This is a genomic window from Anoxybacteroides tepidamans (assembly GCF_014201465.1).
Taxonomy (GTDB): Bacteria; Bacillota; Bacilli; order Bacillales; family Anoxybacillaceae; genus Anoxybacteroides; species Anoxybacteroides tepidamans.
Genome location: NZ_JACHEP010000014.1, coordinates 1 through 12,357, shown reverse-complemented (window position 1 = coordinate 12,357; position 12,357 = coordinate 1). Strand labels below are relative to the sequence as shown.

The window sequence follows — 12,357 nt, the reverse complement described above, 5'->3', positions numbered from 1 at the left end:
GGTTCACTAGGACAAAATGTATTACAAATGTTATTTTAGCATGATCACTAAACATTATCGAACCATGCAGCAAACCATTAATCAAATGTGTAATATTTAAACATTTTAACATCAAGAAAATAAAAAATCACTTTCGTATACAAGTGATTTCTCATTTACATATTTAAGCTCCTTTGCGAAATATATGAACGAAAAAGAGATTTGATACGTATTGGAGCCACCAAAATACGACACCTCCTCAACCAAGACGTTTTGCTTGCTGTCTGTAAATGGCATAATAAAAACACCACAAACCGTGGTGTTTTGTGCATTTTAATTCTCTTGCAAGCTGGATACGGAAACTTTTTGCTTATTGTTTCGTTCATTCAAAGGATGAATAATAGCAGTTCCATTTTCTTCATCCACTTGTTCAATGTATATGCGTTCTCCGTTGTACGTGACATTTGCCATCACCGGCGAAGCAGCAATTTCTTGTGCGCGTTTTGCGTTCATGAGCATAGCCTCCTTATACATGATACAGTTATAATATTCATTATTACCCGCTTAAATATACGCATGGCAAAGAACCTAAAATGGCATGCTAAAAAGGGAGGTGATCGTCCTTGACGCAATCAAAGCGACAAAAAGAGCGGCAATGGACCGTGCGCAAACAATCGCAAAACCCACCACACGAAAAAGCAAAGTCATTGAAACAATTAGGTAAAGAAGAAAAGTGACATATGCCATCCCCCGCTTACCATTCATTGCATTGAAGCGGGGTTTTTTATAACGTGCCTATAAAACCGCTTCCTTTGCCCCCACTAAGTCGTTTATAATGAAAAATAGCGTATCTTCAAAAAACAAAGTGCGGTGATTAAATGGAACAATATTTACATCATTTTATTGAGCAATTTGGCTATATCGGCATTATGATCGCCTTAATGGGAGGAATTGTCGGTCTTCCGATTCCTGATGAAGTATTGCTAACATATGTCGGGTATAATACCTCTACAGGAATCATGTCTTATCCCCTTGCATTAGGATGCAGCTTGATCGGTGCGCTCTTTGGCATTTCGATCAGCTATTATTTAGGCATTCGGTTAGGCCTTCCTTTCTTGCATAAATTCGGACCGAAAGTACATATTACGGAAAAAAGAATCGAACAAACAAAAACGCTTTTTACAAAAATGGGACCGTTCGTTTTGTTTATTGGCTACTTTATTCCCGGGATCCGTCACGTTTCCGCATTCCTCGCTGGAATCAACGAATATCGCTTCAAAAAATTCGCGATATACGCTTACAGCGGTGCTTTTTTTTGGGTATTTACGTTCATTACATTAGGAAGAACATTAGGTAAAGATTGGAAAATTGTAAAAAAATATGTCGAACATTATAGCACTTATCTAATCCCCTTGCTCATCATCTTTGGATTAATTGGAGCTTATTTTTACTTGCGGACAAAAAAAGGGCCTTCTTCATAAAAACAGCACCGTTTTCTCATGGAAACGGTGCTGTTTTATTTAAGAATGCAGCTCGGTTTTTCGGTAAGTTTCCGTAAGAATTCCCATAAACGTGCCAAATCCGAACATAAACATCGAAGCTCCCATAATCCCTAAGCTGATAATTGTCAAGAAAAAATCTTGATTGTAAGCGCTTGCGATAAAACTTAATAAAAATAAGGAAAATCCGACAATGAGCCCTACAGAAGCAATCATTTTGCACATTTGCGTAATCGCTCTTCCTTCGTACCGTTCATTCATGTTTATCATCCCCTTTCTTTAAATATAATATTTTTGTCACAAAATTGCAACATTTTAACTCGCCTATTTACTCCATTTTCATTTATAATTTATTTTTTACCTAATCACGTAACATTTACAGCGCAAAAAACAAGCTCCATATCATAAACTAACGGTAGCCCCTCAATGAAGGAGGCATGTACATTGAACACAAGCGATTATGACAAAGCATTGTATTATACACACCGCTCTGAATGGGATCATTTGCTGATTTTAATGGTGCGCACAAACGACGACTTGCTTTCCAAAAAAATCGAGCACTTTCTCCACGCCTATCATTTCGAGCATGACTATTCCGTCATTCAAAAACGCTTAACCGCTCTTTTGCGCTATATTGACCACGCCCTAGAAGCAAGCGTTCAAAACACGGCAGAACCGTATGTTTATTACTCTTGAACCTCTCACGACTAAAGTCATGAGTGTTCTCCAGCTGATTATAAATCAAAAAGGAAGGGACCTCTCCCTTCCTTTCATAATTCGTTTTCCATAGTTTTTCACGTAAAAAAAAGACAACACCGTAGCTGGCATTGCCTTTCACTTTGATAGTTCTTGTGCACATCATTACGCTCGTTCAGCGGTTGCATTTAAACAATCGTAAACTCGTTTCATAACGTCATGAGATAGCTGCTCGAGCTGTTGTTCGCTGTCTATCAAAGAACGGCCTTTGACGCCGAAATACACTTTTGCTTTCGGCTCGGTTCCTGAAGGACGCAAGCAAAACCATGAACCGTCTTCAAGCAAATATTTTAACACGTTTGATTTTGGAAGGGCAATGGCCGCTTTCTCCCCTGTTGCCGTATCCACTCGTTCGCCGGTTTTGTAATCTTCCACAACTACAATTTTTTTCCCTGCCATCTCCGTCGGTGGTTGCTTGCGGAATGAAGCAAGAAGCGCTTGAATTTGTTCCGCTCCTTCTTTCCCTTTTAGCGTTAATGATTGCAACCCTTCGCGATAATAGCCGTATTGCTCGAATAATTGCATCAATCCTTCGTACAATGACATGCCTTGTTTTTTGTAAAAGGCGCATACTTCTACAGCCATGACTGCCGCCTGAACCGCATCTTTATCGCGGGCAAAATCGCCAATTAAATAGCCATAGCTCTCTTCATAGCCAAATTGAAACACGTATTCCCCTGTCTGTTCGTATTCTTTAATTTTTTCGCCGATAAATTTAAATCCCGTTAACGTATCGACCGTTTCTAAGCCGAACGAAGCAGCGATGTCACGTCCGAACTCAGAAGTGACAATTGTTTTTAACATAACACCATTTTTCGGCAACGTTCCTTTTTCTTGTTTTTGTGAAAGAATATAATGAAGCAGTAAGCCGCCCGTCTGGTTTCCTGTTAATACGGTATACTCACCGTCTTCATTTTTTACCGCAATGCCTAACCGGTCAGCATCTGGATCTGTCGCAATCAACAAATCCGCATCGATCTCTTTTCCTACTTGAATCGCCCGTTCAAATGCCGCATGTTCTTCTGGATTCGGCGACTTTACCGTTGAGAAATTCGGATCAGGAAGTTCCTGCTCTTTCACAACAACAACGTGTTTATATCCAAGTGCTTCAAGAGCACGGCGTACAGGTTGATTGGCTGTTCCGTGAAGCGGTGTAAACACGACTTTCACATCCACTTCTTGCGAAAGCTGCGGATTGAGCGAAATCGTTTTTAACTTTTCAATATACGCTCGGTCGACTTCTTCCCCGATCATTCGAATAAGTCCTTTTTCCTTCAATACCGTTTCCTCTTCGACATCGATCGCAAGTTCATTTTCCACTTCATTAACATAACGAATGACTTGGTCAGCGACATCTGGAGGAAGTTGTCCACCATCTCGGCCATATACTTTATAGCCATTGTACTCTGGAGGATTGTGGCTTGCGGTAATCACGATCCCTGAAAACGCTTGTAAATAGCGAACCGCGAATGAAAGCTCCGGAGTCGGACGCAACTCGTCAAACACATATGTTTGAATTCCGTGCGTGGCAAGCGTTTTTGCCGCTTCCATCGCAAACTCCGGCGACTTATGCCGCGAATCGTAAGCGATCACAACCCCGCGCTTTTTCGCATCGATGCCAAATGACTCTATGTATCGCGCTAATCCTTCGGAGGCCTTACGCACCGTATATACGTTCATGCGGTTCGTCCCCGGTCCGATTTCTCCGCGCATGCCGCCCGTGCCAAATTCTAAATTTTTATAAAAACAATCCTCGAGCCATTTTTCATCATCGCTTCGTTGTTGAAGTGTCGCTTTCAACTCTTCATCTAAATGCTTATAGGTCATCCATTGTCTGTACTTGTTTCTCCAACTCAACACGGATCCCTCCCCATTCATCATTACCTTATTTTTTGTATTCGTCATCATCATACGATATTCCTTTTCTAAAAAAAAGCAAATATTGTTCCCCTGACAAAAAAGGATGCCCCATCACAAAAAACGGGACACCCTTTCGGTATTACGCTTGCGGCTGAGACGGTTCGGAAATGTTCGTTAACGCCTGTTCTGCCGCTTCGTCATACGCATGATTCGTCGCGATATCACCTAAAGCGACAATCCCGCGCAGCTGGTTATTTTCGACGATCGGCAAGCGGCGAATTTGATGTTGCGCCATGACGCTCGCGGCTTCTTGGACGCTCATATTTGGCGCTCCTGTCACGACGTTTGTCGACATGACCTGCGATACTGGAATGGAAGCATGTTTCCCTTGTGCCGTCGTCCGAAGCGTAATGTCACGGTCCGTAATCATCCCTTTCACTTGACCGTTTTCGACGACCGGAAGAGCGCCAATATTTTTTTGGCTCATTAATTGCGCAGCTTCTTGAACAGTTTGGTTCGGAGAAACCGTTGCCACATTTGTCGTCATAATGCTTTCAACAGTGTTGTTGTTCAATCTCATCCTCTCCTTTCACCGATTAGTTTCACCACTTTTTGCGCACATATAGGTAGAAAATAATGCTTGCATAGTTCTTTTTCAATGTAAAAAAATAAAACGGGCGACTTCTGTTTGAAATCGCCCAATCGGATGGTTATTGTAATTTGTAAACACGCGCTTCCCATGGCCGCAACCGAATTTCGTGAAGATCTTCATCTTCACGGACATCGTAGTTGCTAATCAGCAGCTCCTTTGTCGTGTACGTAATGTCCTCTGGAAGGCGGAAAACCGGTGTTTCGCTGGAAAAATTCGTGATGACGACTAGTTTTTCATTTTCAAACGTGCGCGTATAAGCGTAAATATATGGATCATCTTCTAAAATTAAATCGTACGTGCCATACACAATGATATCATGCTGCTTGCGAAGCTGAATCAGCTTTTTATAGTAATGGAAGACAGAGTTCGGATCTTCCATTGCTGCTTTCGCATTAATTTCTTGATAATTCGGATTCACTTGAATCCAAGGCGTTCCATCTGTAAATCCGGCATGCTCGCTATCATCCCATTGCATCGGGGTCCGGGCATTATCACGGCCTTTATAATAAATTTTCTCCAATATCGCTTGCGGATCTTCGCCATACTCTTCGACGCGTTCTTTATACATATTGAGCGTTTCGATATCGCGATAATCTTTAATCGACGGGAAGCGCACATTCGTCATTCCGAGTTCTTCCCCTTGATAAATGTACGGCGTACCTTGCATCATATGAAGGAACGTTCCAAGCATTTTCGCAGACTCCACGCGATACTTTCCGTCATCGCCAAATCGAGACACTGCACGAGGCTGGTCATGGTTATTTAAGTAAAGGCTATTCCATCCTTTTCCTTCTAACTCTTTTTGCCATTTTGTCATCGTCTTTTTCAAATCGGCTAACGTCCATGGCCGAATATCCCATTTTCCTCCTGGACCGGAATCAAGGTCAACGTGCTCGAATTGAAACACCATATTTAACTCGTGGCGAGACGGATCGGTGTATAAAATGCCATCCTTCGGCGTAACCCCTGGAGTTTCGCCAACGGTCATAATATCATACTTTGACAATACTTCTCGGTTCATCTCTTGTAAAAATTCATGTACGCGCGGTCCGTTCATAAAGTATTTGCTGCCAGATGCGTACTTTTTCCCTTCTTGCACTTCGCCATCCGGCAACCCTGGCACTTTCGAAATCATATTAATGACATCCATGCGGAAGCCGTCGACGCCTTTATCGAGCCAAAATTTCATCATGTCATACACTTCTTGGCGCACTTTCGGATTTTCCCAGTTTAAATCAGGCTGCTTTTTCGAGAAAAGATGCAAATAATATTCGCCTGTCGTTTCATCATATTCCCATGCCGATCCGCTAAAGCAAGCTTCCCAGTTGTTCGGTTCTTTTCCCTCTTTTCCCGGACGCCAAATATAGTAGTCGCGATACGGGTTGTCCTTCGACTTTCGTGATTCAATAAACCATGGATGCTCATCCGACGTATGGTTGACGACTAAATCCATCACCAATTTAATGCCGCGCTTATGCATTTCTTCAATCATTTCTTCCCAATCTTCCATCGTGCCAAATTCGTCCATAATGTCGCGATAATCGCTAATATCGTACCCATTGTCATCGTTCGGCGATTTATACACAGGCGAGAGCCATATGACATCTACACCAAGCTCTTTTAAATAGTCTAGTTTGGAAATGATACCGCGAAGATCACCGATTCCATCGCCGTTAGAATCTTTAAAACTGCGCGGATAAATTTGATACACGACCGCCTCTTTCCACCACTTACGCTCCATTCCTCTCACTCCTATCCTGTATATGAAAACGATTTCACATGTATATTTTACTACAAAATGTCATCCGTGCCTACAAATTTTACAATTTTCTTCACCTCAACTATAATGGGAATGATAAAAATGATAGGGAGAGGCCGTATGAATCGAAAAGAAAAAAGCTCGAAAATTTGCTTGCTTAGCGCATGGATCGTTCTTTGATCGCTACGTTAGGCAGCCTTTATTTTTTCAGAAGTAATGAAAATTCACCTGATGCGATCTTTGCTGGTTTCAGCGCATTTTCATATATCCGCAAGTCATTCTTTTAGGATTGGCCGCCATTCGAAAAGAGTATGGAATCGCTCGCTATAGCTTGACGTTATCGATCATCGGCGGAACGATTTCTTTTTATCATTATTTGCTGCAAAAGGTTCCTTTCTTTCAAGGACACGCGATTGCTTGCGGCCGCATTCCATGCACAAGGCAATACATCAATTAGCCCAGTTTTATCACCATTCCATTTTTAGTGCTAACAGCGTTTCTCATCATTCGGACATGGAAAGAAGGGAGAGTACGTTGAAAAAAATTTTCATTTTTGGAACGGTCATTGCCGCTTTATTTATCGCCATTTCTTGGATCACATCTTACCAGCAAAAAGAAAAAGTGCAAAACAATCCGTATAAAAAGGTAGAACTGAATCCGGCGACCATCGCCCAACTAGATGACCCTAACTATCAAAATATCATTTTGCCGAATGAGCTTGCGAAAAAACTAGCGAACGATGAAACCGTCACCGTCTATTTTTATAGTCCAACTTGTCCCCACTGCCATAAAACAACGCCAATTGTCGTTCCGATGGCGAAAAAAATGGGCATTGATTTAAAGCTGTTCAATTTGTTGGAGTTCGAAGACGGGTGGGATACTTACCATATCGACGGAACGCCGACAATCGTCCATTTTGAGAAAGGAAAAGAAATCAAACGGATTGACGGCTATCACGAAGAAAATGTCTTCCGTGACTGGTTTGAGTCCATTAAGAAAAGATGAGGCGACTGCCAGTAACGATTTAAGTATGCAAAAAGGGCTCACATTCAGAGCCCTTTTTACATGATCCAATCAGTCGCCGGCGGTGAGTATATGCTGAAAATAAACGGACGTTTCTCGCGGAATTGATCAATCGTAAACGGAAAAGCAATGCCATACTGTTCTAAGAGGCGGACATTCCGCTCAAACAGATGGCGGTATTCTTCGTTCAGCCCATTTGCTTCTATACACTCGATGATCGTTAATAACGATTGTAACGAAGAAATCATTTGAAACGCTTCTCTCATCGTGCCATTATAACGGTCTAACGATACGGAAAGAACGTTTAACTGTTCAAACTCACGAATTTGTTCGTCATCAAAATAACGGGGAAACACATGGCTATAAAACTGTTGAATTAAACCTTCTACATATTCTTCCTGTTCTCTCGTCGCTGCATTCATCACTCTCAATGCTACATACCACCTTTTTGTCCTATTGCCACACATATGATATTATGAGTTTATCATAGAGAACAAATCATTAGCGGTAGAAAGTATTTCCACTATCACAAAGGAGAGAAACGATGTTTACGGTCCGAAAAGGAGAATGGGTTGAATTTGCGGGCGTTTCTGCGTGGTGCGGGCAAACGCTTGAGTCTTTTTTGAAAGAAACGTGGGGTGCGCCGAAAAAGTGGATACACCAGCTGCGCATGGAAAAAGGCGTCAAAGTAAACGGAGAAACCGTTTCATGGCAGACCGTCCTACAAAAAAAGGATCGCTTGCAATTATGGCTGTACAAACCTGAAGCGTCCGACATCGAGCCGGAATATCAGGAACTTGATATTATATGGGAAGATGAACATCTACTCGTCATTAATAAAAAAGCAGCGGTGGACGTGCACCCGACTGCTCCGAACGAAACAGGTACGTTAGCCAATGCGGTGGCGTTCTATCTACAGTCAGACGGGATTTTCACGAAAGTACGCCACGTTCACCGCCTCGATCGAGATACATCTGGCGCGATTTTATTCGCCAAACATGCTTTATCCGCTGCGATGCTCGACCGTTTGCTTGAAAAAAGGCAAATTAAACGAACATATATCGCACTTGTTCACGGCATCATGAAGAAAAAGAGCGGAACGATCCATGCTCCGATCGGCCGTGACCGTCACCATCCAACGAGAAGAAGGGTGTCCAAAACAGGAGACGATGCCATTACCTACTATCGCGTGCTTGAAACGTTCGCAAACTCACAAACGTCGCTCGTCGAGTTAACATTAGATACAGGACGCACGCATCAAATTCGCGTGCATATGAGCTACATCGGCCACTCTCTCGTCGGAGATGTACTATACGGCGGAAGCGGAGAATTCCATCGTCAAGCGCTCCATGCGATAAAATTGTCCTTTCCGCATCCGTTTACAAACGAAATAATTACATGCATTGCTCCATGCATGGATGGGATTTTCCCGTTCACTTTGTATCAGTAAAAAAAACAAGGCAGCGATGAGAGGCTGCCTTGTTTGATCTCAATAGTCAACTCCCAAAATTACGAGTGTCCGAGCGCTTCGTTCAAAGAACTTGTGCCTCTTCATCTTCTGCAAACATTTCATTTTCTGCTTCATGTTCTTTTTTTGTTACTTCGATCGTTTTTACATGGTGTCCATCCATTTCAAGCACTTTCAATGAATAGCCATCGATGTCGACACAATCTCCTACTTTAATATCATAATGCTCCGTTAAAATCCATCCTCCAATCGTATCGACGTCGGTATCATCGATCGATAATCCAAACAAGTCATTCACTTCGCTAATGAGAACCTTGCCATCGATGATCGTATGCGTATCGTCGATTTTTTGGATCATCGGCGTTTCGTCTACATCAAACTCGTCCTGAATTTCGCCAACAATTTCTTCTAAAATATCCTCAACCGTGACAAGCCCTGACGTACCGCCATATTCGTCCACTAAAATCGCCATATGAATCCGCTCTTTTTGCATTTTTACAAGCAAATCGTGGATCGCTATCGACTCGATCACTTGAATAATCGGTCGAATATAATCTTTTAACGTTTTTTCTTCCGACGGATTCGCCACAAGATCGGTAAACACTTCTTTCACGTTAACCAAGCCAAGAACATGGTCTTTATCCCCGTCAATGACCGGATAGCGCGTGTACTTCTCCTCTTTAATGATCTCAAGATATTCCTTTACAGAATGATGAATATCGAGCGCTACAATTTCTTTGCGCGGCACCATAATTTCTTTTGCTATCCGATCATCAAAGCGGAAAATGTTGTTCACATATTTATATTCGGACTGGTTAATTTCCCCGCTTTTATAACTTTCCGATAAAATTAAGCGCAACTCTTCCTCCGAATGGGCGAGTTCATGTTCAGAAGCCGGCTTTAGTCCGAACATACTTGTGACGATGCGCGCAGATGTATTGAGCGTCCAAATAAACGGGTACATGACTTTATAAAATAAAATCAACGGTTGCGCCGTCAATAATGTAATGGCTTCGGCTTTTTGAATGGCAAGCGTCTTCGGTGCCAATTCCCCGACAACAACGTGTAAAAACGTGATGCTCGCAAAAGCGATCGTAAATGACAACACGTTAGCAAGAGACGGCGATACATGAAACCGCTCAAATAAAGGCAGCAATATTCTTTCGACTGTCGGTTCCCCTAGCCAACCTAATCCTAAAGATGTAATCGTAATCCCTAGCTGATTGGCTGACAAATATTCATCGAGGTTGGAAATGACTTTTTTCGCTGCGATCGCCCGCTTATTTCCTTCGCTAATCAATTGATCAATTCTTGAGACGCGCACTTTGACAATGGCAAATTCAGACGCCACGAAAAAGCCCGTGATTGCAATTAATAACGCTACCATCAATAAACTAAATATGTCCAATTGGTTTCCGCACACGTGTTATGCGCGCGCGGATCACACCTCCTACGAGACGGATTGTATTTTAATCTTCATCACTGCTTTGAGTAAAAATGAGAATATATTTTAGCAATTCCAACACGGAAATCAAGGCGGCAGCGACGTACGTTAACGCAGCAGCCCCAAGCACTTTATTGACCCCGCGTTCTTCGCCATGATGAATAATTCCTTCTGCCAACATAAACTTTTTCGCTCTTGAACTCGCATTAAACTCGACCGGAAGAGTAATCAACTGAAAAGCAACCGCAAATGAAAAGAAAATAATACCAAGTCCAAGAAGCGACAACTGTTGGAATAAAAATCCTGCTAATAACAAAAACGGTGCCACTCCAGATGTGAAATTAACAACCGGAAACATGCGATGACGAAACACTAACGCTCCATATGACTGCTTATGCTGCACAGCATGACCGACTTCATGAGCCGCAACCGAAATCGCCGCAATCGAACGGCCGTAATACACCGGCTCAGATAAGCGAACCGTACGAGAAATCGGATCGTAGTGGTCCGTCAATCGTCCTGGTACGACTTCGACTGGCACATGATAAAGGCCGTTGCGATCTAAAATCATTCTTGCGACTTCTGCACCTGCTAAACCAGAAGAAGCTGGTACCTCTGACCATTTTTGAAAATTGCCTGATACTTTAAACTGCGCCCATAAAGAAATCCCAAACGCAATGATAATTAAAAAATCCATTGGATGAAAAAACATTCATAAACCCTCCGTTAATTTTCGTATAACATACTTTAGAATATGTTTATACTAATAGTTATTTTACTGTACAACTCCTTTTCCCGTCAAACAAAGCCCTCTTTAATCTTTAGTATGTAAAAAACGAATACATATACAAATTCCTTTTTATTGCAAAAAAAAGAGGCTCCCACTGATTCGAAGCCTCTTTTTGCTTATTTAGAAATCAAAATTATCCGGATCTGGACCGATTCGTTTGTCTTGATTTAACGAATCGATCGCTTTCATTTCCTCTGCCGTCAGCTCAAAATCGAAAATATCCGCATTTTCTTTAATTCGATAAGGAGTGACGGATTTTGGAATCGTCACAACTTCATTTTGCAAATCCCAACGAAGGATCACTTGTGCCGGCGTTTTGCCGTATTTTTTGCCGATTTCCACTAACACCGGTTCGTTGAGCAGTTCGCCTCCGCGCATGAGCGGCGACCACGCTTCTAGTTGAATGCCATGCTGTTTGCAAAACGCATGAAGCGCTTTTTGCGTCAGGCGCGGATGGTATTCGACTTGGTTTACCATCGGCTTAATTTCACAATCCGCCATAATATCTTCTAAGTGGTGAATTTGGAAATTGCTCACGCCGATCGCACGGACTCGGCCGTCTTTATACAGCTTTTCAAGCGCTTTATACGTTTCTTTATACTTCCCTTTTACCGGCCAATGCACTAAATATAAATCGACATAATCAAGCCCAAGTTTTTGTAAACTTGTTTCAAACGCTTTTAATGTTGTATCATATCCTTGATCAGAGTTCCATACTTTTGTCGTAATAAACAATTCTTCCCGCGGCACGCCGGATTCTTTAATCGCTCGGCCGACCCCTTCTTCATTTTGGTAAAACGCGGCCGTGTCGATATGACGGTATCCGATTTCAATCGCTGTTTTCACCGCTTGAATGACTTCTTTACCTTCTTGTACTTTATATACACCTAATCCAAGCCACGGCATTTTCACACCGTTATGTAAGACTGCCCCGTCCTTCAAACTTTTCATCGCTTTTCCCCCTTCCAAATTTGTACATTTTTATTATCGCTCTTCTCAAACAAAAAAAGCAAAACATATGCTTAAAAAATACTGTAGTTGAGCAATTTCGATAACAATAATTACCATTTAAAAAGAGACAAACAGGGCACCCCTTAGGCGACATGGAGCTGTTTTTTCACAACATC

Annotated in this window: 14 protein-coding genes and 1 pseudogene; 6 read left to right on the top strand and 9 right to left on the bottom strand. The window is 42.2% G+C overall.

Features of this window, described 5'->3' with window-relative positions:
* Positions 1-312: 312 nt before the first annotated feature.
* Positions 313-492, bottom strand: coding sequence for a small acid-soluble spore protein H (locus HNQ34_RS11630; protein ID WP_183254717.1), 180 nt, complete (start codon positions 490-492; stop codon positions 313-315).
* A 110-nt stretch (positions 493-602) separates the two neighbouring features.
* Between HNQ34_RS11630 and HNQ34_RS17295 the strand changes: the two genes are divergently transcribed.
* Positions 603-716, top strand: a complete 114-nt coding sequence (locus HNQ34_RS17295; protein WP_221277404.1) for a DUF6254 family protein — start codon at positions 603-605, stop codon at positions 714-716.
* 141 nt (positions 717-857) lie between these two features.
* Positions 858-1,460 carry a DedA family protein gene (locus tag HNQ34_RS11625; protein ID WP_183254716.1) on the top strand — a complete coding sequence of 201 codons (603 nt, stop codon included), beginning with the start codon at positions 858-860 and terminating at the stop codon, positions 1,458-1,460.
* A 39-nt stretch (positions 1,461-1,499) separates the two neighbouring features.
* Here the strand turns inward: HNQ34_RS11625 and HNQ34_RS11620 are convergent, their stop codons facing one another.
* Positions 1,500-1,739 carry an MFS transporter gene (locus HNQ34_RS11620; protein WP_183254714.1) on the bottom strand — a complete coding sequence of 80 codons (240 nt, stop codon included), beginning with the start codon at positions 1,737-1,739 and terminating at the stop codon, positions 1,500-1,502.
* Between the two features lie 183 nt (positions 1,740-1,922).
* On the opposite strand from HNQ34_RS11620, the gene HNQ34_RS11615 reads away from it, so the two are divergent.
* Positions 1,923-2,174 carry a YhdB family protein gene (locus HNQ34_RS11615; protein ID WP_183254712.1) on the top strand — a complete coding sequence of 84 codons (252 nt, stop codon included), beginning with the start codon at positions 1,923-1,925 and terminating at the stop codon, positions 2,172-2,174.
* A 165-nt stretch (positions 2,175-2,339) separates the two neighbouring features.
* Here HNQ34_RS11615 and HNQ34_RS11610 read toward each other — a convergent pair whose 3' ends face one another.
* From HNQ34_RS11610 to HNQ34_RS11600, 3 genes are all read right to left on the bottom strand, one after another.
* Positions 2,340-4,091, bottom strand: coding sequence for a phospho-sugar mutase (locus HNQ34_RS11610; protein WP_183254709.1), 1,752 nt, complete (start codon positions 4,089-4,091; stop codon positions 2,340-2,342).
* 142 nt (positions 4,092-4,233) lie between these two features.
* A complete protein-coding gene (locus HNQ34_RS11605) occupies positions 4,234-4,674 on the bottom strand; it encodes a CBS domain-containing protein (RefSeq protein WP_183254707.1) in 441 nt (146 codons plus the stop codon).
* 130 nt (positions 4,675-4,804) lie between these two features.
* On the bottom strand, positions 4,805-6,487 hold the full coding sequence (locus HNQ34_RS11600; RefSeq protein ID WP_183254705.1) for a glycoside hydrolase family 13 protein: 1,683 nt from the start codon (positions 6,485-6,487) through the stop codon (positions 4,805-4,807).
* A 138-nt stretch (positions 6,488-6,625) separates the two neighbouring features.
* Here HNQ34_RS11600 and HNQ34_RS17930 point away from each other — a divergent pair.
* A pseudogene (locus HNQ34_RS17930) lies at positions 6,626-7,043 on the top strand (disulfide oxidoreductase).
* Positions 7,040-7,510, top strand: a complete 471-nt coding sequence (locus HNQ34_RS11590) for a thioredoxin family protein (RefSeq protein ID WP_183254703.1) — start codon at positions 7,040-7,042, stop codon at positions 7,508-7,510. Before HNQ34_RS17930 ends, HNQ34_RS11590 begins: the two are co-directional and overlap by 4 nt.
* A gap of 56 nt (positions 7,511-7,566) precedes the next feature.
* Here the strand turns inward: HNQ34_RS11590 and HNQ34_RS11585 are convergent, their stop codons facing one another.
* A complete protein-coding gene (locus tag HNQ34_RS11585; protein WP_246364130.1) occupies positions 7,567-7,950 on the bottom strand; it encodes a DUF5365 family protein in 384 nt (127 codons plus the stop codon).
* A gap of 122 nt (positions 7,951-8,072) precedes the next feature.
* Between HNQ34_RS11585 and HNQ34_RS11580 the strand changes: the two genes are divergently transcribed.
* Positions 8,073-8,978 carry an RluA family pseudouridine synthase gene (locus HNQ34_RS11580; RefSeq protein ID WP_183254700.1) on the top strand — a complete coding sequence of 302 codons (906 nt, stop codon included), beginning with the start codon at positions 8,073-8,075 and terminating at the stop codon, positions 8,976-8,978.
* Between the two features lie 82 nt (positions 8,979-9,060).
* Here the strand turns inward: HNQ34_RS11580 and HNQ34_RS11575 are convergent, their stop codons facing one another.
* The 3 genes from HNQ34_RS11575 to HNQ34_RS11565 form a co-directional block, all read right to left on the bottom strand.
* Positions 9,061-10,404, bottom strand: coding sequence for a hemolysin family protein (locus tag HNQ34_RS11575; protein WP_183254698.1), 1,344 nt, complete (start codon positions 10,402-10,404; stop codon positions 9,061-9,063).
* A 61-nt stretch (positions 10,405-10,465) separates the two neighbouring features.
* Positions 10,466-11,152, bottom strand: coding sequence for a zinc metallopeptidase (locus HNQ34_RS11570; protein WP_183254696.1), 687 nt, complete (start codon positions 11,150-11,152; stop codon positions 10,466-10,468).
* A gap of 198 nt (positions 11,153-11,350) precedes the next feature.
* Positions 11,351-12,181 (bottom strand): aldo/keto reductase, encoded by an 831-nt coding sequence (locus tag HNQ34_RS11565; protein WP_183254694.1) that lies wholly within the window; start codon positions 12,179-12,181, stop codon positions 11,351-11,353.
* Between the last annotated feature and the right edge of the window lie 176 nt (positions 12,182-12,357).